This window comes from Mycobacterium lehmannii (assembly GCF_002245535.1).
Lineage (GTDB): Bacteria > Actinomycetota > Actinomycetes > Mycobacteriales > Mycobacteriaceae > Mycobacterium > Mycobacterium lehmannii.
In genome coordinates, this window is record NZ_NKCN01000015.1 from 37,542 (window position 1) to 58,690 (window position 21,149).

The window sequence follows — 21,149 nt, forward strand, 5'->3', positions numbered from 1 at the left end:
CCTGACACGAATGGCCGCCGGCCCGATACGTTCGACAACTATGACGATCACACTGCACGAGTCCCGCGTCGCCGGGGCGATCGACCGGATGTACGCCGAAGCGCGGTATCAGATGGAGGCACTTCGGCGCGCCGACTTCGCCCGCCTGTCGGAGGCGACACCGCAGGAGCGCGCCGACGCTCTCAGCGACTTCTATCTGCCGGTGACGCCGGAGGCCGGCAGGCTGCTGTACGCGCTGGTGCGGGCGACTAAACCTGCCACCGTCGTCGAGTTCGGCATGTCCCTCGGCCTGTCCGCGATCCACCTGGCCGCGGCGGTGCGGGACAACGGAAGGGGCGGCGTCGTCACCACCGAACTGAGCGCGGCAAAGGTCGCCGCGGCAACGAAGACGTTCGTCGACATCGGTCTCGACGACGTGATCACGGTGCTGGCCGGCGATGCGCTGCATACGCTGCAAACCCTGGCCGGCACAGTCGATTTCGTCCTTCTCGACGGCTGGAAGGAGTTGTATGTGCCGGTGCTCGAGCTGCTGGAACCGCGCCTGACGCCGGGCGCACTGGTCGTCGCGGACAACACGTCGATGGATGAACTGGTGCCCTATCTCGACCACGTCCGCGACCCGGCTAACGGCTACGTCAGCGTACCGATCCCGGCACGGGAGAGCGACAGCATGGAGATCAGTTGCCGCGCAGTCACTTAACGCGCTGCAGTCGCGCCTTGGCGTCCTTGACCGCGGCGGCGGCTTCGCGCGAGGCCTGCTTGGCCTTGTCGTAGGAGTCCTCGGCGGCGGCCAGGCCACGCTCGGCCTCCTGCAACCGGCGTCGGGCGTCCTGGTGGCGCAGACGCGCGGCGGCCAGGTCGGACTGCAGTTCGGACAGTGCGTCGTCGGCTTCGGCCCTGGCGCGCTCGGCGGCAGCCAGTTCGGCGCGCGCCTGCTGTCGTCGCCTGCTCGCCTCCGCGTCCTTGCCGTCGCGTCCTTCGTCGCGCGGCTCCGCGGGTTCGGGCTCGGGTTGGCGCTTCGGCTTGCGTTTCGTTGTGGGGCTGAAAACAATTGCGGTGTCGCCGAACTCGCCGAATCCGGACCACTCCTCGGCCTTGGTCAGCCTGCCGAGCCGATCCGCGACATCGGGGTCGGCGATGGCGGCCTGCAGCGTGCCGGTGACGTCGTCGTGCAGCGCTCCCGTCGGGCGCTTGAGCTCCACCTCCTCGAACGCGGTACGGGTCAGATCGTTGACCAGCCGACGCTGTTCGGCCGACAGCTCCCGGATCCGCTCACCATCCATTGCCGCGTGTGCGTCGCGCAACCGTTCACCGAGACCCTTCAGGCGTTGCGTGACGTCCTCGTCGGCGAGCGCTAGCCGGTTGACCACCCACGCAGCGGTCGTCGGCTTCCGTGCGGCCGAGATCCGCTTGGCCGCATCGGCGTCGCCGCGTTTCTTCGCCTCACCGGCGAGCTTGGTGCGCAGCGCGGTGAAGTCCTCGAGCTTGGCGGCATAAAGTTCGTCGAGCGCGTCGTCGGCCACGGACTCATCCTCCCAAAGCGCACCGGACCGCATTGCCGCAGTGCCGATCCGCCGCGAACGAGCCGACGCTCGGCGATGATCATCGAATGCGAGCAGCGCCGGGTACCACGTCGCTGCGGCCGGCCGTGGTGATCGCCGCGCTCGGCGTGGTGTTCGGCGATATCGGCACCAGCCCGATCTACACGATCCAGACGGTGTTCAATCCGCGCGATCCTCATCCCGTGCCCGTCGCTCACAGCCACGTCTACGGCGTCGTATCGCTGATCTTCTGGTCGGTGATGATCATCGTGACGCTCACCTACGTGACGCTGGTGATGCGGGCCGACAACCGCGGCGAGGGCGGGATCATGGCGCTGATCACGCTGTTGCGCCGGTGGACCGGCCGGCGCGGGCGACGGGTGACGGCGACGCTGGCCGCGTTGGGTCTGTTCGGCGCCGCGCTGTTCTTCGGCGACAGCATGATCACGCCGGCGATCTCCGTGTTGTCGGCGGTCGAGGGCCTCAAAGTGATCGACCCGGAGCTGGCCGACTTCGTCGTTCCGGTCACCGCCGTGATCATCGTCGCTCTGTTCTCGGTTCAGCGCCGCGGCACCGCCACCATCGGACGGTTCTTCGGCCCGGTGATGATCCTGTGGTTCGTCGCGATCGGGCTATGCGGGGTGCGTGGCATCACCGGGCATCCGGAGATCCTCAAGGCGTTGTCGCCGACCTACGCACTGACCTTCATCACCGAACACTTCCACATCGGCTTTTTCGCGCTCGCGGCGATCGTGCTGGCGGTGACGGGTGCCGAGGCGCTCTACGCCGATATGGGCCACTTCGGCAGGCGGGCAATCACTTTCGGGTGGCTCGGGCTCGTCCTGCCCGCCTGCACGCTGAACTACTTCGGCCAGGGTGCGCTGGTGTTGGGCGACGAGTCGACGGTGGCGGCCCCGTTCTTCCTGCTGGCACCGGAGTGGGCCCGCGTCCCGATGGTGCTGTTGGCCACCGCCGCGACGGTGATCGCCTCACAGGCCGTCATCACGGGCGCGTTCTCGGTGACCTCGCAGGCCGCGCGCCTCGGATACCTGCCGCGGCTGCGCATCGAGCACACCTCGGCGTCGACCATCGGGCAGATCTACGTGCCGTGGATCAACGGCGCGCTGCTGCTGGGAGTGCTGATCCTGGTCTTCGCCTTCCGCAGTTCGGCGTCGCTGGCCTACGCGTTCGGCATGGCGGTTACGGGCACCATCACGATCACCACGACGCTGTTCTTCTATTACGCGCGCACACGGTGGCGGTGGCCGCTGTGGGTGGTGGTGCCCGGCGCGGGTGCACTGCTGGTGGTCGACCTGATGTTCTTCGGCGCCAACCTCACCAAGCTGGTGCACGGCGCGTGGTTACCGCTGACCATCGCCGTGGCGGCGTTCACGGTGATGACCACCTGGCAACGCGGGCGCGCCGTCATCACCGCAGCGCGCGAACGCGCCGAAGGACCGCTGCGTGAGTTCGTCGCGGACTTGTCGCACTGCGAACCGCCGCTGATGCGTATACCGGTCACCGCCGTGTTCCTGAACCGCAGCCAGCACACCGCGCCGCTGGCGATGCGGACCAACGTCGAACACAACCGCGTCCTGGCCGAGCATGTGCTCATCGTCTCCGTCGAGACCGAGACCGTGCCGCGCGTGCCCGACGCCGAGCGGATGACGCACGACGACCTCGGTTACACCCGAGACGGGATCGTCCACGTCGTCGCGCGGTTCGGTTACATGGAACGGCCGAACGTGCCGCGGGCGCTGGCCCTGCTCGATCCCGCGGACACCGAGGGCCCGGTCGACCTGGCCAACGCGTCCTACTTCTTGTCCAAGCTCGAAGTATTTCCCGGCGACGCCCCGACCATGGCGCCGTGGCGCAAACGACTGTTCATCGCGACGTCGCACATCACCGCCGACGCCGCAGCGCACTTCGGCCTGCCGCTGGACCGCACCGTGATCGTCGGCTCCCGCATCCAGCTGTAGCGGGTTTCAGGCCAGACCGAGCGACGCCAGCAGATCGACGGTGCGCCACCAGATCAGCGCCGCGAAGACCACGAGCGCTGCCGCGCTGGCCCCCGCCTGGACCATGTTGCGCGAGCCGCGCGGCGCATACACGTAGGCCGTCGCGATCGCGGCACCCGTGACGAGCCCCCCGAGGTGACCTTGCCAGCTGATGTTCTGCGAGCTCACCAGCGGGATGATGAACGTGAACGCCAAGTTGATCGCGATGATCGCGCCCACCCATCGCACGTCCATGTTCAACCGCTTGCCCACCACGAATATCGCCCCGAAAAGCCCGAAGATCGCGCCCGACGCTCCGGCGGTCTGCGCCACGGGCGACGACAGCAGATAGACGAGGACGGATCCACCGAGCGCGCTCAGCAGGTAAAGGGCCGAGAACCGCAACCGGCCCAGCGCCGCCTCGAGTGGCGGGCCGACCACGTAGAGGGCCCACATGTTGAGCAGGATGTGGGCCGGCCCGTAGTGCAGGAACGCCGACGTGATCAGGCGGTACAACTCTCCATCGGCCACGGCGAAGGACTGCAGCACGAGTTCGCGCTGGAAACCGGGCACCGCCATCTGCAGCACGAACATCACCACGTTCGCGGCGATCAGCACGTAAGTGACCATCGGTTTGGCCGTCGCGACGCCGCCGAACTGGGTGCGCACCTGCCGAACCTGCTGCGCGCCGGCGTTCACACATTCCACGCACTGATGCCCGACCGATGCCGCCCGCATGCACTCGGGACAGATGTAGCGGTTGCACCGTGCGCAGCGCACATAGGTCACCCGATCGGGGTGGCGGTAGCACGTCGGCGTCACCGGAGGGGTCGACATGGGTTGGGAGCCGGTCACAGCGTTCCGAACATTTCGATCCAGTTGCCGTCGGGGTCGGCGACGAACATCCAGCCCATACCCGGCACCGGCGCGAACTCGGTCAGCGGTTCGACGACGTCGTACCCGGCGGCGGCGAATTCCTCGGCGATGCCGCGCAGGTTCTTCACGCCCACCGTGAAATACCGGATCCCGGCCTGCGCCCGGCCGCCACCGGTCGTAACCGGTTGCGGCGGCGGCGACTCGTAGGTCACCAGCTTGACCACGCTGCCGCCAAGCGAGTACCGCCGCTGCGAACCGCCCGGAAACTCGATCTCGCCCTGGGGTTCGAGCTCGAGGAAGCCCTCATAGAAGGCGACCATCTCGTCTCGGTTCGTGGTGACGAGGCCGACTTCGACGCCGGGGCTCAGCAGATCCAGCTTCACAGGGACCACCTTATGTTCAGCCCTGTGTTCGACGCTCCACCCATCCGCGTTGGATAACGATTCGGTCACCATGCAGATCACGATCAATTAAAGATCGGTAGCTAATTCTCAGAGTTATCGAAGTTTCTGGTCGCACGCTTATCGAATTCCTGTGATATTGCGGTACAGATCACGCCGGTGCGGTGTAACGCCTGCATGTGGTCCGTTTCCGGGTTGCGCGGCGGCGTTTGTGCTCGTTTGCCTTGGGTACCTTGGTTTTCGGGGGCGGGGGAATCAGCGACAAACGCAATGAAGGAAAGAAACGATATGAAAATCCGTGGTATCGCCGCGCGTCGGCAGATCGCCGGCGCCTGTGCCGCCAGCCTGCTCGGCGGCCTGGCCGCAGCAACCATCGCCGCGCCGTCGGCGATGGCCGCACCGGACTGCAGCGCAAGCGCCGTGTCCGGCACCGTCAGCAATGTGACGGGTCAGGCACGTTCGTACCTGGACGCCCATCCGGGTGCCAACCAGGCCGTGACCACCGCGTTCGGCCAGCCTCGCAACGAAGCGTCGGCCACCTTGCGCGGGTACTTCAACGCCAACCCGCAGGAGTACTACGACCTGCGCGGCATCCTCGCGCCGATCGGCGACGTGCAGCGCACCTGCAACGTCCAGGCGCTGTCGCCGGAGCTGGCGTCGGCCTACGACGAGTTCATGGCCGGCTAATCCGGTCGACCTCAGATGCACAAAGCCCGTCGCCGCAGCTCCGTGCTGCGGCGACGGGTTTTTTCCTTCCCATGCCCGCTGTCCGTTTAGACTGGCTCGCATGACTTTGCCGCGACTGGCCGCCGTTGCCGCGACGGCGCTCCTCGCCCTCGGCGGGCTGGGTGTCGCGCAGGCCCAACCGGATGAGCCGCATCATCCCGATCCGGGGGCTCCCGGACCGTCCGCCGCGCCGGGCCCGTCCTCCGCACCGGGGCCGCCCCCCGCGGGGCCCCTGACCTCCATCGACAAGGACGGCACCTACGAGGTCGGCACCCAGATCCTGCCGGGTACGTACTCCTCGGCGGGCCCCGTGGACGACGGCGCCTGCTACTGGAAGCGGGTCAACGACGACCAGGTCCCCGACAACGCGCTCACCAAAAAGCCTCAGGTGGTGCGCATCGAGGCGACCGACACCGCCTTCACCACGCGTGATTGCCAGCCCTGGAAGCAGACCAACGCCTCGCCGCCGCCGCAGGCCTCCCCCACCGACCTGCTCGGACAACTGGGGTCGTTCATCGGCAAGGGCATCCTGAGCGGCGGGCCCCGCTAGCCTGGCCGGGTGGCCGACCTTCACCCCGACATCGCCGTGCTGCGCCCACTGCTCGGCGTCTGGTCCGGTCGAGGCGCCGGTGAGTACCCCACGATCCAACCGTTCGGATACCACGAGCAGATCGCGTTCGACCATGTCGGCAAACCGTTCCTGACGTACCGGCAGAAGACGACCGCCGACGACGGCCGGCCCCTGCACGCCGAGACGGGTTATCTGCGGGTGCCGTCCCCCGGCCGTGCCGAATGGGTGCTGGCCCATCCGACCGGGATCACCGAGATCGAGGAGGGCACGCTCGCGATCACCGGACCGGTCATCGAGCTCGACCTGACCGCGACCTCGATCGGGCTCACCTCCACTGCGAAAAATGTTGTTGCGGTGGGTCGTTCGATCCGCGTCGACGGCGACGAGTTGGTTTACACGCTGCGGATGGCCGCGATGGGTCAGCCGCTGCAACACCACCTGGGTGCGACCCTGCACAGGGCGGCCGAATGACCGCGCCTGACGGCAGGATACGAGTGCCCGACGATCTCGACGCCGTGACCGCGGTCGGCGAGGAAGACCACTCGAACGTCGACCCCGTGGCGATCGAACGCATCTGGCAGGCCGCACGCCACTGGTATGAGGCCGGGATGCATCCCGCCATCCAGATATGCCTGCGGCACAACGGAAAGGTCGTGCTGAACCGGGCGATCGGACACGGATGGGGCAACGGTCCCACCGACCCACCCGATACCGAGAAGGTGCCCGTCACCACCGAGACACCGTTCTGCGCGTACTCGGCGGCCAAGGCGATCACGACGACGGTCGTGCACATGCTCGTCGAGCGCGGCGTCTTCTCTCTCGACGACCGCGTCTGCGAGTACCTGCCCAGCTACACCAGCCACGGCAAGCACCGCACCACGATCCGGCATGTGATGACCCACAGCGCGGGCATCCCGATCCACACCGGGCCGCGCCCGGATCTGCGGCGCATGGACGACAGCGAGTACACCCGGGAAAAGCTCGGCGAGCTCAAACCGCTGTATCGGCCGGGCCTCGTGCACATCTACCACGGACTGACCTGGGGTCCGTTGATGCGCGAGATCGTCGGCGCCGCGGCCGGACGCAACATCCGCGACATCCTGGCGACCGAGATCCTCGAACCGCTGGGTTTCCGGTGGACGAATTACGGCGTTGCGGCACAAGACGTTCCGTTGGTCGCACCCAGCCATGCCACCGGCAAGGAGCTCCCTCAGCCCGCCGCCACGGTGTTCCGCTTGGCGGTCGGCGGCTCAATGTACAAGATCATCCCGTTCTCGAACAGCCCGCAGTACCTGACCAGCGTGCTGCCCTCGTCGAACACGGTCTCCACGGCCTACGAGCTGTCGCGGTTCGCCGAATTGCTGCGACGCGGCGGCGAACTCGACGGCGTACGCATCATGGCGCCGGAGACCCTGCGCAATGCGACCGCCGAAGCCCGGCGGCTGCGCCCCGACGTCGCGGTCGGGCTGGCGCCGCTGCGCTGGGGCACCGGTTTCATGCTCGGGTCGAAGCGGTTCGGGCCGTTCGGTCGCAATGCCCCCGCCGCGTTCGGGCATACGGGCCTGACCAACATCGCGGTATGGGCGGATCCGCAGCGCAGTTTGGCCGCCGGGGTGATCAGCAGCGGCAAGCCCGGCCCCCATCGCGAGGCCAACCGGTACGGGGCCCTGCTGGACACGATCACGTCGGCGCTGCCTCGAAACTGAACTTCTGCTCGAGAAATCACCGCAGCTTGCGGCATATCTTCAGGTTCGGCGGGAAGAATCCGAGCGCACGCCGCGGTAGAAGCCGCGCCAGACGATCCACGGCATCAGCACGCGGTCGATCGACCAGCCGGGGAATCGGAACGCCTGCCCCTTGGGGGTGAACACCTCGAGCCCGTCGGCCTGCGGTCCGAGCACCGAACCCCACCGCCGGCTCGCGGGGCGGTAGGCGCGCAGCGGTTTGCCGCCGAAGTGGGCGCGGATGTTGTGGGCGAGCAGCCCGTCGGCGCGGTTGCGGGCCGAGCTTCGCAGCGGGTCGGTCGCGGCGACGTCGCCGACGGCGAATACACCGGGCGCGCCGGGCACCCGGAGTTCGGGGGTGACACGCACGAAGCCGTGTTCGTCGAGCAACTCGGGCGGCAGCCACTGCGTGTTGGGTGAGACCCGGCCGATGGCCCACAGCACCGCGTCGGCCGACGCCGCCGGCTGCCCGGTACTCCACTGCACCGGTGCGTCGGTGATCTCGTCGCACGCGAAGCCGTCCGGGAGCACCGCACGATGGCCCGCGTGCAGGCCGACGCCGAGGCCGGTCAGCTGACGGCTGATCTGCTGCCACACCCGCGGGTGGTGGTGCACAAGGGCACGCTCTGAAGGGAAATAGAGGTCGACGCGTTTGTCGGGCCACACCTTGGCGAGGTTGGCGGCGCTGCTGACCGCGGCGGCGCCACCGCCGATGACGATCACCGACCGCGCCGATCCCAGTCGCTGGTGTGCCGCACCGAGTTCGGTGGTGATCTCGTCGGCCGACTGCAGATGCGGTTGCCGCCAGAAGCCGTTGCTGACCCCGGTCGAGATCACCAGGGCGTCATAGGGTTCGGCGACAGTGCCGCCGGCGGCGGTCTCGACGAACACTTTTCTGGCCGCCCGGTCGAGCCCGGTCAGCGTGCCGTGCACGGTGCGGACGTGGTCGAGTCCGCGGAATCGGTGGAACGGAATCCAGTTGTAGCGGGCCCAGTCCTGCGGCCTGCTGATGCGCATGCCGAGTTCCTGGCCGCTGAGCAGTCCAGGTTTGGCGGAGACACCGACGACGTCGGCGTGCCGGGCGAGTTTGATCGCGGTCAGCACGCCGCTGTCGCCGAGGCCCGCGACGACCACCCGAGGACGCGTCACCGTCCGCCGATCCTGCCCAGTCGCATTCACCTCACCCTAGTCACCGGGCAGGCTGCCGACCTCCAGACCCGCGATCTCGGACTCCCCGTCGAAGATCACCCTGCCGAAATCCCTGACAACGCAGCGCAACCTGCCTGCGAGGTGTTCAAAGTCGGTGTCGACGTTGCGCCGCTCGGCGGGCAGGGGCACCGGAAGTACATGCGGATCGAGATGCGTACCGTCGCCGTGCAATTCGATCTGGTACCGAAGCGACGTCGCGCGCAGCCGCCACGTACCGTCGCCGATGTCCGAGCGCACCCAGGCCGTCGGCGGGGTCAAGCGCAGCACCTTGTTTTCGAGCCGGACGACGACGCCTGCCACATCCTGTTTGAGCGGTCCGAGCGCGAGCAGTCCACCGGAGAACGCCACCGAGACGTCGGCGTCGCCGAAGTCGTGTGCCTGACCCCACCACCACCGCTGTGGGAAGCCCGCGCCCCAGTTGCGTTCGGTGTAGAGCTTGGCGCGGTCGAACTCCCAGTGCTCACCGCCGAATTCGACGGTGCCGGTGGCGGATCCACCGAGCCGGTACGGATGCCAGTACTGGTTGAGGAACGGTATGACCGAGGCGAGCCCGCCGCCGGCCAGCGCCTTGGGCCAGCGGATCGGGTCGTCGAAACGCATGTCGACGCGCACGCCGGGAAGGTCGGCATGCAGCCGGTCGTATGTCGCGTGGAACCGTCCGTCGGAAGCGTCGAGCCGAAACGGGTCCGCGCCGGCGTGGGCGCCGTCAAACGCCGCGCTGTACACCCGCTCGCCAGGGTGCAACGCCACCGCGGTGGTCGCCCAGTCGCCGTCGGGATGCTGGTTGACGCTGAACAACGCCACCACGGCGCGTCCCGACGCGGCATCGGTCAGGCGCCAGAACCAGCCCTCCATCTCCGTGCCGTGCGAGGTCAGCGGATCGCCGAAGGGCAGATCGGCGCCGGTGCGCCGATAGACGCCTGCGATGGGCCCCGCGACGAGCCGCGTCGCGTCCCTGGTGGTGTCGAGAGCGGTCATGACCGCTACGTTGACGGTTCGGCCGCGGTGCAAACCCTCAGCCCGGCGGGTCGAGCCGAACCCGGTACATCGACGGCCAGAACTTGCCGGTCAGCAGGTATTCGTCGCCGCCGACGTGCGCGATGCCGTTGAGCACCTTCTCCCGGTCGTCGCCCTGACCGGGCCACAGCCCGGCGGCGTCGACGACGGTGTTGACCCTGCCCGTCGCCGGATCGATGCGCACGATCTCATCGGAGTGCCAGACGTTGGCCCAGACCTGGCCGTCGACGCACTCGAGCTCGTTGAGATTGCGCAGCGGCTGGTCGTCGCGGGTGACGGCCACCGAGCCGGTCTCGGCGAAGGTCGCCGGGTCGTGGAATCGCAGCCGGTCGGTGCCGTCGCTGCGGACCAGCCGGTCACCGTCGTGACACAGACCCCAGCCCTCCCCGTCGACCGCCGCCTCTCGCACTGGGGTCAGGGTGGCCCTGTCCCATTCCACCGCCACCCCGTTGCGCCACGTCAGCTCCCAGATACGGTCGCCGACGACGGTGATGCCCTCGCCGTAGTAGTTGTTCGGGGCCGGTGCCGCGCGCCGCACCGCACCGGTGGCCGGGTCGAGCTCGCGTACCTGTGATTGGCCCACGATGCCCGTGCCTTCGTAGAGGATGTTGCCGTCGAGCTCGAGGCCCTGCGTCCACGCGGTGATGTCGTGCGGAATCTCCTCGAGGACAACGGGTTCGATGACGGGCGCAGATCCCGACGGGGCGGGTGTGTCGCTCTGGGCGGGCGGCGACGAGCCGCCGCACGACACCGTCGCGACCGCGAGCAGGACCGCGGCCGCACGCCGGATCAGCGAGGCATACATAGGTCACATGCCTACCGGATGCGCGGGCGTCGTGCCGCTATATGGCTCTCAGCGGGCCAGCACCGCGTCGATCGCGCGGTAGATGCGCTGCTCGCTGACCGGGCGGGGCGTGCCCAGCTGCTGCGCCCACAGGCTGACGCGGAGTTCCTCGATCTGCCTGCCGATGTCGCGGATGTCGGCGCCGGCGGCGCGCGCGGATGACAACGCGCGCACCAGCTCGTCGTACGCGTCTTCGACCGCATGTACGCGGTCCATCCGCTCGCGGTCGGCGGCGGGCGCCTGCGGCAGCCGCTCCAGCCGCCTGCCGATGGCAAGCAGATAGCGGGTCAGGTCGGCCAGGTGCGCGGCGCCGGTGGCCGCGACGAAGCCGCGCGGCAACAACCGGTCCAGCTGTGCGCGGATGTCGGCGATCGCGTCGGCCTGCGCGGCCGAAGGCGCCGACGGCAACGCCACCTCGACGTCGTGCGCTGCCGCGAGCACCTTCTCCACGCGGGTGACGATTCCGGCCGTCGTGGCCACCAGGTCGGCGGCGACGCGCTCGCGCAGCGCGGTGAACTCCTCGCGGGTCCACGCCGGCGCGGGTGCGAGCATATCGGTTGCGGCGTCGGCGCAGTCCTCGATCAGCGCCTGCAGAGACCCGTCGGGATTGGCGCCGAGGACGAGCTTGGTGCGCGGCTGCAGTCCTCGTTCAACGGCTTTCACGGGTGACGGCGCCGCGAGGCGCAACAACCTGCGGGTGCCGGGCCCCATCGACGCCTGCTGTTCGGCCGCGGTCGGGAACACATGCAGGTCGACGGCGCCGCCCTTGTCGACCAGCGCTGGATATCCGCGCACGGTGTGGCCGCCGGCGGTCCGCTCGACAGTGCGCGGCATCTCGTCGAGATCGTCTGGCCACGTGCGCAATCCGGTGCGCTCGAGGCCGCCCGCCACCGCATCGGCGACCGCGCGCCGGACCGGCGCGGCGAGTTCATGCTGCAGCGCGTCAAGATCCTTACCCCGCGCCAATTCGGTGCCGTCGGCGCCTTCGACGGCGAAGGTGACGCGCAGGTGCGACGGCAGCTTGTCGAGGTCGAACGCGTCGACCGGCACCAGCACGCCGGTGCGGCGGTGCAGTTCACGCTGCACGGCCTCGAGCAGCGGCTCGGCTCCCGGAGTGATCGCGTCGAGCACCGCGCGCGCCGTGTCAGGTGCGGGCACGAAGTTGCGCCGCAAGTCTTTCGGCAGCGAGCGAATCAACGCGGTGACCAGCTCCTCCCGCAATGCCGGTACCTGCCAGGCGAACTCGTCGCCGCCGAGCCGGGCCAGCACCCCCACGGGCACGTGCACGGTCACACCGTCGTCCTCGGCTCCCGGCTCGAAGCGGTAGCTCAGCGGCAGCGCCAAGTCGCCCGCCCGCCACGCGTCGGGCTGGCCATCGACCGCGTCCTCGGTACGAAGCAGATCGTCGCGGGTGAACGTGAGCAGCTCCGGGGTGACGTGGCGCTGCTTTTTCCACCATGCGTCGAAGTGCCGCGCGGACACCACATCCGCCGGGATGCGTGCGTCGTAGAACGCGAAGATCTCCTCGTCGCCGACCAGCAGGTCGCGTCGGCGGGCCTTCTCCTCCAGTTCCTCGAGTTCCTCGCGCAGGCGGGCGTTGTCGCGGAAGAAGTGGTGCCGCGTCTGCCAGTCGCCCTCGACCAGCGCGTGCCGGATGAACAAGTCGCGCGCCAGGTCCGGTTCGATCTGCGAGTAGCCGACCCGGCGACGGGCAACCAGCGCCAGCCCGTAGAGCGTCACCCGCTCGAAGGCCATCACCGCCCCGCGCTGGGCGTCCCAGTGCGGTTCGCTGTAGGTGCGCTGCACGAGATCGCCCGCGATGCGCTCGACGACTTCGGGTTGGATACGGGCCCCGACGCGGCCGAACAGCCGGTTGGTTTCGACGAGATCGGCGACGACGATCCAGCGCGGCGGACGTTTCGTGAGCGCCGAACCGGGCGCGAGGACGAACTTGGAGTTGCGCGCGCCCTGGTATTCGCGGCCGTCACCGTCGCGCAGCCCGATATGCGATAGCAGGCCCGCCAGAAGCGCGGCGTGCACACTTGCGGGGTCGGCGGGTTCTCGCACGTCGCTGGACTCCGTGATCCCGAGGTCGCGCGCGATGCTGCGCAGCTGCCCGGTGAGGTCCTGCCACTCCCGGATCCGCAGATAGTGCAGAAACTCGTCTCGGCACATCCGGCGAAACGCATTGCCGGACAGCTCTTTGCGCTGCTCGCCGAGGTACCGCCACAGGTTGAGGTACGACACGAAATCGGAATGCTCGTCGGCGAATCTGGCGTGTTTCTGCCGCGCGGCGTCCTCGCGGTCGGCAGGCCGCTCCCGAGGGTCGGGGATGGACAGCGCCGCGGCCAGCACGAGGATCTCGCGCACGCAGCCCTCGGTGTCGGCCTGCAGGATCATGCGGCCCAGACGGGGGTCGACGGGAAGCTGCGCGAGCCTGCGGCCGACATCGGTGATCGCGCCGTCGGCATCGAACGCGCCGAGTTCCTGCAACAGCTGCACACCGTCGCGGATGCTGCGCCGGTCCGGCGGGTCGAGGAAAGGAAAGGTCTCGATCTCGCCCAGCCCGAGGGCCGCCATCTGCAGGATGACCGCGGCCAGGTTGGTCCGCAGGATCTCGGGCTCGGTGTAGCGCGGCCGCGCCGCGAAGTCCTCCTCCGAGTAGAGGCGGATACATACCCCCGGTGCCGTCCGTCCGGACCGCCCGGCCCGCTGCGCGGCCGACGCCTGGGAGATCGGCTCGATCGGCAGCCGCTGCACCTTGGTTCTGCGGCTGTAGCGGGAGATGCGGGCGGTGCCCGGGTCGACGACGTAGCGGATTCCGGGCACCGTGAGCGACGTCTCGGCGACGTTGGTCGCGAGCACGATGCGGCGGCCGGTGTGGCGGGGCGCGAACACCCGCTGCTGGTCGGCCGTCGGCAACCGTGCGTACAGCGGTAGCACTTCGGTCGTGGCACCGACCAATCCGCGCAGCACCTCACTGGTGTCACGGATTTCCCGCTCACCCGACAGGAACACCAGCACGTCGCCGGGCGGTTCGTTCTCCAACTCGGCAATGGCGTCGACGATCGCCTCGGTCTGGTCGCGGGTCTGCGTGCGCACCACCTCGTGGTCGGGATCGTCGGGGTCATCGCTCTCGTCGACCGGGGCGGCGACTTCCAAAGGGCGGTAACGTATTTCGACCGGATAGGTGCGCCCTGACACCTCGACGATCGGCGCACCGCCGAAGTGGGCCGCGAAGCGCTCCGGTTCGATCGTCGCGGAGGTCACGATCAGCTTGAGGTCGGGCCGCCGAGGCAGAAGCCCCCGAAGGTATCCGAGTAGGAAGTCGATGTTGAGGCTGCGCTCATGGGCCTCGTCGAGGATCAGGGTGTCGTAGCGCAGCAACCGGCGGTCACGCTGGATCTCGGCGAGCAGGATGCCGTCGGTCATCAGCTTGACCAGGGTGCGGTCGCTGGCCTGGTCGGTGAAGCGCACCGTGTAGCCGATCGTGTCGCCCAGCGGGCTGCCCACCTCGTCGGCGATGCGCTGGGCGACGGTGCGGGCGGCGAGGCGTCGCGGCTGGGTGTGCCCGATCGTGCCGCCCACACCGCGGCCGATGTCGAGACAGATCTTGGGCAGCTGGGTCGTCTTCCCCGAACCGGTTTCGCCGGCGACGATCACCACCTGGTGTTCGGTGATCGCCTTGGCGATCTCGTCGCGGCGTTCGCTGACCGGAAGCTCGGGGTAGGAGATCGTCGGGACCGCGGCGGCGCGGGTCGTGACGACCGCTTCCGCGGCAGCGATCTGCTCGGCGAGTTTGGCGAGCTTCTCCGGAGGCGCGCCGCGCATTTGACGAAGGCGCCTGCCGAAGCGGGCCGCGTCGCGGATCATCAGCCCGTCGAGGCGCTCGCGAAGCTCAGCGACAGACGGGCCGGACACTCCGGCCAGGATAGGCGGCCGGTCAGCGCGTCGGCAGGTGGGCGTCGCTGTCGGCGGTCGACGGGGTGCCCGTCCAGTTGGCCGGCAGGCGAAGTGCACTCTCCGACGGGAATCCGGCTCGGCGGTGTAGATGCACAACGTCGGGCGTCGTGAGTGCAACCAGCACGGTGCGGTCCTACGTGGGCCGCACCGTGCCGCTGCGCGCGGAGGTCGCGTATGCGTCACGGGCGGAATCGATTTCGTCGCAGAGACGCTCGGCGTCGGTGTACAGCCCGCCGAAGATCGCCCACTGGTTGGGACGGTCGAGTTCACGGTTGGCGACGTGCGCGGTCAGTTCGTCGAACGCCGCCCGGCACCGGCGGGCCTCCTCGGCCAGGGGTTGCCCGCCGAAGTCGGCGACGGTGTGCATCGACCCCGCAGCCGCGACGGCATCCCGCACGGCCGCCAGCAGCGTGCCGTAGCGGCGGAGGAACTCGTCGTGGTGTGCGCCCGACTCTTCCCGCGCGACGGCACGGACCACCCCCGTGGCCACCCATCGCAACTCTTCGCCGATCCGCTCGAGCGCATTGACCGTCACCCGGTGACCTGCCACCGCGGTGTCGGTGTGGACCAGCAGCCGGCGCACATTGAGCTTCGTGGTGCGCACGGCGTGGTCAAGGGTGTGGCGGGCCTGCGCCGCCTTGTTCGGCAAGGTGTCGGCGCGCCACTGCCAATCCCGCGCGACCTCCTCGCTCACCTCGTCGTCGTCCACCAGCCCCTCGGCCATATCCGTCAGCAGCTCGACCATCGACCCGCTGACCGATTCCACGGCGTGCCGGACGCTGCGATACCGCAGCGGCGGCGCGACCACCAACGTCACCACGAGCGCCACCGACGCACCCAGCAGAACCATCCCCGCGATCGACGGAAGGGGGCTGCCGCCCGAGGCGTCACCGGAGGGCAGCGCGAAGGTGCCGTAGGCGAAGATCGCCGCCACCGCGACGTTGATCCCCTGAGCGCCCAGACGGCGCCACCGCCCGATCACCAGCGCGACGATCAGCATGACCGGGAACAGCCACACCACCACACCCCACAGCCACACCGCCGCGCCCGCCAGGCCGATGCCGACGAGCATCGCGGCCGTGTAGCGAACGGCCTTCGCGATCGAGTCCGCGATCGTGATCTCGACCAGCATCAGGGCCGAGAACGCCGCGAAGGTGGCGTGCGAGGAACCGAACACCCTGGTCGCCAGGAGCCACGCGATGGTGCACGCGATGACGGCCTTCAGCAAGGCCAGTGCGGTCTCGCGATCGAGCCGCACGTGATGGAACGCGTGCCGGGCACGGGATAGCAGACTGCCCACCACGTGGTGGGCCTTCCCGCTGCCGGGAGGCGTAAACCGTCAGGGCGTGTCGGGCGCCCAGTAGTCGAGCATCTCGGCGAACGTCTCGAACGCCGGGGTGGACACGCCGTAGGTGGCCTCGAGGTGGATGCTCAGCGGGAAGCCGAGGTCGCCGACACCGTCGATGACGCGTTTGTACAAGTCGAGCATCAGTTTGCGCTTCTCCGCCGGCTCTGTGGAGGCGAGCTTCTTGACGAACTCCTGCTCGGCGGCGACGGCGGCGTTACCCGGATCCTGGATCAGCCAGTTGATCAGGCCGACCTTGCTCTCCAGCTTCGGCACGAAACCGAACGACAGCAGGATCTCGGGCCGGTGATCGGTCTGCTCGGCGAAGTCGCGCAGGAACCCGACGATCGCGTCGGAGTACAGCAACTGGGTCATGCCGTAGGTGGCGCCCTGATCGCACTTGAACCGGAACCGGCCCTGCTCACCATCGCGGGTTGGGATGAGAATCGCCCCGCGGTTGGGCACGACGTCGGAGTAGATCGACAGCGCGTCGGTCGGAGCGACCCCGGTACCCTCGCCGTCGCTCATCGTGCGCGGCACCCCGACGAACGCGATGCCGTCGAACCCGGCGCTGGACAGATCGGTCAGCCGCCGACGCAACGTCGGTTCGTCCATGAACGCGGTGACCTGGGTGCACAGCCCGTTCATCCCGGACAGTTCGGGGGTGATGATCGCCCAGAAGTCGAGCACATCCATTTTGGGCTTCATCTCGATGGGACGGTCGTCGTCCTCCTCGATCATGCCGGGGATCATCACGTGCTTGATGCGGCCGTCGAGCCCGGTTTCCGCGGAGCATCGCAGCACCTTCTGCGCATCCTCCAACGCCTGCTCGTGCCCACGCTCGACGTTCGGCGGCACCAGCTCGAGCGCGATGGTGTTCAGCGTCACCGGGCTGCTCCTCATCCGACGGTTTCTTCCCGCGCGCGGCAGGTCTTCTTTGACCACCATCCGCGCTCGCCAGGAAGCCTCACCATACAGACAGCACCGTTGGGACCCGTTCCGGCTCCGCAGCTCGAGGGCTCCCAGTCGATTCCCAGCGTCTGACCAACCGTGTGCCGACTGCGGTTGGTACCAACGGAGCCATGACTCCCGGACGACAATGCTTGGACACCGCGGAAGGTGTTCTCATCGCGCTTCGCCACTGCACGGTCGACGAGGCGTTCCGCGAGATGATCCGCGCGGCGCAACACCATCGGGTGCCGTTGTTCACGCTCGCCGACGCGCTGGTCACCGCCGCAAGCGGCAAAGGGGAATGTGTGAACGCGGCGGCGCGAACCGCTGTGCTCACCGAGTGGGGCGCCCTGTTGGGAACTTCGACCTCGGCCCGTTTGTGAATCTGACGACGACACGGAGCACCGGTTACCGCTCGTACTGTGGAAAGGGTGAGCATCGCACCCACCGCCGTCACCTTCGCCGACCGCTACGCCAGCGACCTACCCGAGCTCGCGGTCCGCTGGCAGGCCGAGTCGGCGCCGGAACCGCGGCTGCTCGTCCTCAACGAGCCGCTGGCCGCCGAACTCGGCATCGACCCCGCCTGGTTGCGCGGACCCGAGGGGCTGCGGCTGCTGGTCGGCACGCAGGTTCCCGACGGCGCGAACCCGGTCGCGCAGGCCTATGCCGGTCACCAGTTCGGTGGGTACGTCCCGCGACTGGGCGACGGGCGCGCGCTGCTGCTCGGCGAACTCACGACGACCTCCGGAGAGCTTCGCGACCTGCATCTGAAGGGTTCCGGCGCGACGCCGTTCGCGCGCGGCGGCGACGGTTTGGCCGCCGTCGGCCCGATGCTGCGTGAATACATCGTCAGCGAGGCGATGCACGCGATGGGTATTCCGACCACCCGCTCGTTGGCCGTGGTCGCGACCGGACGCCAGGTGCAGCGCGAGACGCCGCTACCCGGTGCGGTGCTGTCGCGGGTGGCCCGCAGCCATCTGCGCGTCGGCACCTTCCAGTACGCCGCGAACACCGGCGACATCGAGCTCTTGCGGCGCCTGGCCGACCACGCGATCCAGCGGCACCATCCCGACGCAGCCGGCGCGGGCAACCCCTATGTCGCGTTGTTCGAGTCGGTGATCGCGGTGCAGGCCGCGCTGATCGCCAAATGGATGCTGGTCGGCTTTGTGCATGGCGTGATGAACACCGACAACATGACGATCTCCGGGGAGACCATCGACTACGGGCCGTGCGCGTTCATGGAGGCCTACGACCCCGAGACGGTGTTCAGCTCGATCGACTCGTGGGGCCGCTACGCCTACGGCAACCAGCCGGCGATCGCGGTGTGGAACCTGGCCCGGCTGGCCGAGGCACTGCTGCCGTTGTTCGCCGACGAACAACAGCAGGCGATTGCGATCGCCGAAGGCAGCCTCGGTGGTTTCGCGCCCAAGTTCCAGGACGCGTTGTCGGCGGGCATGTGCGCCAAGCTCGGGTTGCCCGACACCACGCCCGACGAGATCGCGGTGCCGTTGATGAACGACCTGATCGCCCAGCTGCACCAGAGCCACGTCGACTTCACGTCGTTCTTCCGCCAACTCGCGCATGCGGCCCGCGGTGACGACGAACCCGCACGCGGCCTGTTCCTCGACCTCGCCGCGTTCGACGAGTGGCTGTCGCGGTGGCATGCGTTGCGGCCCGACGCGACGGTGATGGACCGCGTCAACCCGGTCTACATTCCTCGCAACCATCTGGTCGAGGAGGCGCTGACCGCCGCGACCGGCCAGATTGGCGGCACCGCCGCCGAAGGCGACCTCGACCCGCTGTACCGGCTGCTGGACGCGGTCACCGCGCCGTATGACGAGCGCCCAGGTCTGCAGCGGTACGCCGAACCCGCACCCGATGACTTCGGGAAGTACCGAACCTTCTGTGGGACCTGAGCCAGCCGACCTAGACTGCCTTCATGATGCGACGGTCACTGATCGCGGGGCTTTTCGTGGCCGCGCTGGCGGCAGCACCCCTTTCGCCCGTCGTCGCGGCAGCCCAGCCGGGCAACTGTTGCTGCCCGCCGGGTCAGACGGGCGTCATTTTACGGTTGCGCGTCCTTCTGCGTCGACGGTAAGGCCTTGGACACCAGCACCGGATTGTGCGTGCCGGTCCCCCCGCCGTATCCGCATCCGCCGGTGGCCTGAGGCGCGTCAGCCGGTCGCGGGGGTTAGGCCGACGCGGTGTCGGTTACTTCAAGATCTATGCCTGACGACCCGTTGCGCCGTGACCTGTTGCAGGAACTGCTCCACGCGTACGGCCCCTGCGGTCAGGAAGACGCCGTGCGGGAGGTGTGCCGCCGCGAGCTCGAACCGCACGTCGACGAGATGTGGGTCGACGAGGCGGGCAACCTGATCGGTTTGCTTTACGGCGACCACCGCGCGGACCAGCCGATCCGTGTGATGGCCCATATGGACGAGCTGTCGATGCTGGTCAAACGGATCGAGCCCGACGGGACCCTGCACATGACGCCGCTGGGCACGATGTATCCGGGCAACTTCGGTCTCGGGCCGGTCGCGCTGCTCGGCGACCAGCGCACCGTGTGCGGCGTGCTGACCCTCGGCTCCGAGCACACCACCAAGGAGAGTCAGCGGATCTGGGAGACCAAACCGGACCAGGGGGACCTGGCGCTCGACTGGCTCCATGTCTACGTCTTCACCGGCCACACTCCCGAGGAACTGGCCGACGCCGGTGTCAGAGCGGGCACGCGGGCGTGCGTCCACCAAAGCAAGCGCACGCTGATCGACGTCGGCCCGGACTATCTTGGGTGCTACTTCATGGACGACCGCGCGGCGGTCACCGCACTGCTCGACGTGGCGAGCCGGCTGGCTTCCGGCGACGGGCGCCCGGCACGCGACACCTACCTGGTCTTCACGACCGCCGAGGAAGTCGGTGGTGTCGGCGGCTCGTACGCCAGCCGCGCGCTGCCCGGCGACCTGACCATCGCGCTGGAGGTCGGTCCGGCCGAAGCGGAGTACGGGACCTCGTGCAGCGGCGGCCCGATCGTCGCCTACAGCGACGCCGAGACGATCTACGACAAGGCGGTCGCCGATGCGCTCATCGCCGCCGCCACCGAGCTCGGCCTTTCGGCGCAGCCTGCGGTCCTGGGTGCGTTCGAATCCGACGCTTCGCACGCCAAGGCCAGCGGGCTCACTCCGCGGGCCGGGCTGCTGTGCCTGCCCACGCTCAGCACGCACGGCTACGAAGTCATTGCCCGCCAAGCGATTCCGGATATGGCCGCGGTGCTCGTCGAACTTTTGCGTCGCGGCGTCTGAACACCGTCAGCCGTCGAGTTCGCCGGCGATACCGCGCTCGATGGCGACGCGGGCCCGCTCTGGCAGCACCATCAGGCCCTCGAGTTCGCGGCGGGCGAGTTCGTAGCCGCGTTCGCGTTCCTGCGGGGTGGCCGCGGTGTCGGTCGCGACGCGCAACATGCTCTGGGCCCGCGCTATGCGCTGCTGATCCTGCGCCGAGAAGTCGCTGCGCCGACGACGGACCGCCTCGGTCTCGGCGGCCTCGAACGCGGTGACGTAGTCGGTGACGGCGTCGACGTACTCCCGCGCCGCTTCGGCGTCGTCGACCAGATCCTCGGCCTTGTCCGGACGCAACAGGTCCGCACGCAACTTGGTCCGATGGAACCGCTCGGTCAGCGGGTCGCGCATGTCGGTCATCAACGGGTAGTCGAGCAGCTTCGCGACGTCCAGCTCGTACTCGAGCCATCGGGTGTCGGTGCGGTCGTGCGCCTTGACCGCCCGCGCGATCGCCTGCCACTGCATTGCCGTTCCGGACGAGGGCTGCGGTGCGGGGTCGGCGAGTTGCTCGCGGCCGGCGTCCTGGCGTGCGCGCGCCGCCGTCAGCGCCCGCCACCCCCCGTACAGCACGCCGGCGAGCGGAACCAGCACGATCAGCAGCTCGAGCAGACGGATGATCAAGCCCATACCGACACCATGTAGCCAGGATGCC

At 68.7% G+C, this 21,149-nt stretch carries 20 protein-coding genes; 9 read left to right on the forward strand and 11 right to left on the reverse strand.

Annotation, left to right across the window (positions count from 1 at the left end; all coding sequences use genetic code 11):
- Positions 1-40 precede the first annotated feature (40 nt).
- On the forward strand, positions 41-700 hold the full coding sequence (locus CEX87_RS17180) for an O-methyltransferase (RefSeq protein WP_094288229.1): 660 nt from the start codon (positions 41-43) through the stop codon (positions 698-700).
- On the opposite strand, the gene CEX87_RS17185 is transcribed toward CEX87_RS17180, so the two are convergent.
- Complete coding sequence (locus tag CEX87_RS17185; RefSeq protein WP_233151422.1) at positions 693-1,523, reverse strand: hypothetical protein; 831 nt, start codon at positions 1,521-1,523, stop codon at positions 693-695. The two genes, CEX87_RS17180 and CEX87_RS17185, sit on opposite strands and share 8 nt — an antisense overlap.
- Before the next feature lie 86 nt (positions 1,524-1,609).
- Here CEX87_RS17185 and CEX87_RS17190 point away from each other — a divergent pair, with 86 nt between their 5' ends.
- Positions 1,610-3,520 (forward strand): potassium transporter Kup, encoded by a 1,911-nt coding sequence (locus CEX87_RS17190; RefSeq protein ID WP_082962283.1) that lies wholly within the window; start codon positions 1,610-1,612, stop codon positions 3,518-3,520.
- 6 nt (positions 3,521-3,526) lie between these two features.
- On the opposite strand, the gene CEX87_RS17195 is transcribed toward CEX87_RS17190, so the two are convergent.
- The gene (locus CEX87_RS17195) at positions 3,527-4,375 is read right to left on the reverse strand and encodes a rhomboid family intramembrane serine protease (RefSeq protein ID WP_064395911.1); all 849 of its coding nucleotides are present in this window, start codon (positions 4,373-4,375) and stop codon (positions 3,527-3,529) included.
- Between the two features lie 14 nt (positions 4,376-4,389).
- A complete protein-coding gene (locus tag CEX87_RS17200) occupies positions 4,390-4,797 on the reverse strand; it encodes a VOC family protein (RefSeq protein ID WP_231984741.1) in 408 nt (135 codons plus the stop codon).
- A gap of 306 nt (positions 4,798-5,103) precedes the next feature.
- Here CEX87_RS17200 and CEX87_RS17205 point away from each other — a divergent pair, with 306 nt between their 5' ends.
- The 4 genes from CEX87_RS17205 to lipE all read left to right on the forward strand — a co-directional run bounded on the left by CEX87_RS17205 (position 5,104) and on the right by lipE (position 7,818).
- Positions 5,104-5,502, forward strand: a complete 399-nt coding sequence (locus CEX87_RS17205) for a heme-binding protein (RefSeq protein WP_064395909.1) — start codon at positions 5,104-5,106, stop codon at positions 5,500-5,502.
- A 100-nt stretch (positions 5,503-5,602) separates the two neighbouring features.
- Complete coding sequence (locus CEX87_RS17210) at positions 5,603-6,091, forward strand: hypothetical protein (protein WP_094288231.1); 489 nt, start codon at positions 5,603-5,605, stop codon at positions 6,089-6,091.
- Positions 6,092-6,100: 9 nt separating this feature from the next.
- Positions 6,101-6,583: a peroxynitrite isomerase gene (locus CEX87_RS17215; RefSeq protein ID WP_094288233.1), complete on the forward strand. Its 483-nt coding sequence runs from the start codon at positions 6,101-6,103 to the stop codon at positions 6,581-6,583.
- On the forward strand, positions 6,580-7,818 hold the full coding sequence (lipE, locus tag CEX87_RS17220) for a lipase LipE (protein WP_066810886.1): 1,239 nt from the start codon (positions 6,580-6,582) through the stop codon (positions 7,816-7,818). The genes CEX87_RS17215 and lipE overlap by 4 nt, the downstream gene beginning before the upstream one ends.
- Positions 7,819-7,857: 39 nt before the next feature.
- On the opposite strand, the gene CEX87_RS17225 is transcribed toward lipE, so the two are convergent.
- From CEX87_RS17225 to CEX87_RS17250, 7 genes are read right to left on the reverse strand one after another with little or no spacing between them, the layout of a single operon-like run.
- Complete coding sequence (locus CEX87_RS17225; protein ID WP_068202148.1) at positions 7,858-8,985, reverse strand: FAD-dependent oxidoreductase; 1,128 nt, start codon at positions 8,983-8,985, stop codon at positions 7,858-7,860.
- 36 nt (positions 8,986-9,021) lie between these two features.
- Complete coding sequence (locus tag CEX87_RS17230) at positions 9,022-10,023, reverse strand: tocopherol cyclase family protein (protein ID WP_082962278.1); 1,002 nt, start codon at positions 10,021-10,023, stop codon at positions 9,022-9,024.
- A gap of 37 nt (positions 10,024-10,060) precedes the next feature.
- Positions 10,061-10,867 (reverse strand): glutaminyl-peptide cyclotransferase, encoded by an 807-nt coding sequence (locus CEX87_RS17235; RefSeq protein WP_082693565.1) that lies wholly within the window; start codon positions 10,865-10,867, stop codon positions 10,061-10,063.
- Between the two features lie 48 nt (positions 10,868-10,915).
- Positions 10,916-14,827, reverse strand: coding sequence for an ATP-dependent RNA helicase HrpA (gene hrpA / locus CEX87_RS17240; RefSeq protein ID WP_094288235.1), 3,912 nt, complete (start codon positions 14,825-14,827; stop codon positions 10,916-10,918).
- 22 nt (positions 14,828-14,849) lie between these two features.
- Entirely contained in the window at positions 14,850-14,993 is a 144-nt protein-coding gene (locus CEX87_RS27245; RefSeq protein ID WP_158220780.1) for a hypothetical protein, read from the reverse strand.
- 9 nt (positions 14,994-15,002) lie between these two features.
- Positions 15,003-16,172 carry an FUSC family protein gene (locus tag CEX87_RS17245; RefSeq protein ID WP_142301102.1) on the reverse strand — a complete coding sequence of 390 codons (1,170 nt, stop codon included), beginning with the start codon at positions 16,170-16,172 and terminating at the stop codon, positions 15,003-15,005.
- Between the two features lie 36 nt (positions 16,173-16,208).
- Positions 16,209-17,102 carry a mycobacterial-type methylenetetrahydrofolate reductase gene (locus CEX87_RS17250; RefSeq protein WP_066810889.1) on the reverse strand — a complete coding sequence of 298 codons (894 nt, stop codon included), beginning with the start codon at positions 17,100-17,102 and terminating at the stop codon, positions 16,209-16,211.
- A gap of 194 nt (positions 17,103-17,296) precedes the next feature.
- Here CEX87_RS17250 and CEX87_RS17255 point away from each other — a divergent pair, with 194 nt between their 5' ends.
- The 3 genes from CEX87_RS17255 (at position 17,297) to CEX87_RS17270 (ending at position 20,461) form a co-directional block, all read left to right on the forward strand.
- On the forward strand, positions 17,297-17,548 hold the full coding sequence (locus CEX87_RS17255; RefSeq protein ID WP_064428051.1) for an ANTAR domain-containing protein: 252 nt from the start codon (positions 17,297-17,299) through the stop codon (positions 17,546-17,548).
- 48 nt (positions 17,549-17,596) lie between these two features.
- A complete protein-coding gene (locus CEX87_RS17260) occupies positions 17,597-19,081 on the forward strand; it encodes a protein adenylyltransferase SelO (RefSeq protein ID WP_064395891.1) in 1,485 nt (494 codons plus the stop codon).
- 309 nt (positions 19,082-19,390) lie between these two features.
- Positions 19,391-20,461, forward strand: coding sequence for a M42 family metallopeptidase (locus tag CEX87_RS17270; protein ID WP_064395889.1), 1,071 nt, complete (start codon positions 19,391-19,393; stop codon positions 20,459-20,461).
- Between the two features lie 6 nt (positions 20,462-20,467).
- Here the strand turns inward: CEX87_RS17270 and CEX87_RS17275 are convergent, their stop codons facing one another.
- On the reverse strand, positions 20,468-21,124 hold the full coding sequence (locus tag CEX87_RS17275) for a hypothetical protein (RefSeq protein ID WP_094288239.1): 657 nt from the start codon (positions 21,122-21,124) through the stop codon (positions 20,468-20,470).
- Positions 21,125-21,149: the final 25 nt, after the last annotated feature.

Excerpts from the sequence above, each read along its gene's own strand:
- CEX87_RS17270 (WP_064395889.1), top strand. The coding sequence starts at position 19,391 with ATGCCTGACGACCCGTTGCGCCGTGACCTGTTGCAGGAACTGCTCCAC.
- CEX87_RS17205 (WP_064395909.1), top strand. The coding sequence starts at position 5,104 with ATGAAAATCCGTGGTATCGCCGCGCGTCGGCAGATCGCCGGCGCCTGT.
- CEX87_RS17230 (WP_082962278.1), bottom strand. The coding sequence starts at position 10,023 with ATGACCGCTCTCGACACCACCAGGGACGCGACGCGGCTCGTCGCGGGG.
- lipE (WP_066810886.1), top strand. The coding sequence starts at position 6,580 with ATGACCGCGCCTGACGGCAGGATACGAGTGCCCGACGATCTCGACGCC.
- CEX87_RS17190 (WP_082962283.1), top strand. The coding sequence starts at position 1,610 with ATGCGAGCAGCGCCGGGTACCACGTCGCTGCGGCCGGCCGTGGTGATC.
- CEX87_RS17210 (WP_094288231.1), top strand. The coding sequence starts at position 5,603 with ATGACTTTGCCGCGACTGGCCGCCGTTGCCGCGACGGCGCTCCTCGCC.
- CEX87_RS17275 (WP_094288239.1), bottom strand. The coding sequence starts at position 21,124 with ATGGGCTTGATCATCCGTCTGCTCGAGCTGCTGATCGTGCTGGTTCCG.
- CEX87_RS17195 (WP_064395911.1), bottom strand. The coding sequence starts at position 4,375 with ATGTCGACCCCTCCGGTGACGCCGACGTGCTACCGCCACCCCGATCGG.
- CEX87_RS17235 (WP_082693565.1), bottom strand. The coding sequence starts at position 10,867 with ATGTATGCCTCGCTGATCCGGCGTGCGGCCGCGGTCCTGCTCGCGGTC.
- CEX87_RS17255 (WP_064428051.1), top strand. The coding sequence starts at position 17,297 with ATGACTCCCGGACGACAATGCTTGGACACCGCGGAAGGTGTTCTCATC.
- CEX87_RS17180 (WP_094288229.1), top strand. The coding sequence starts at position 41 with ATGACGATCACACTGCACGAGTCCCGCGTCGCCGGGGCGATCGACCGG.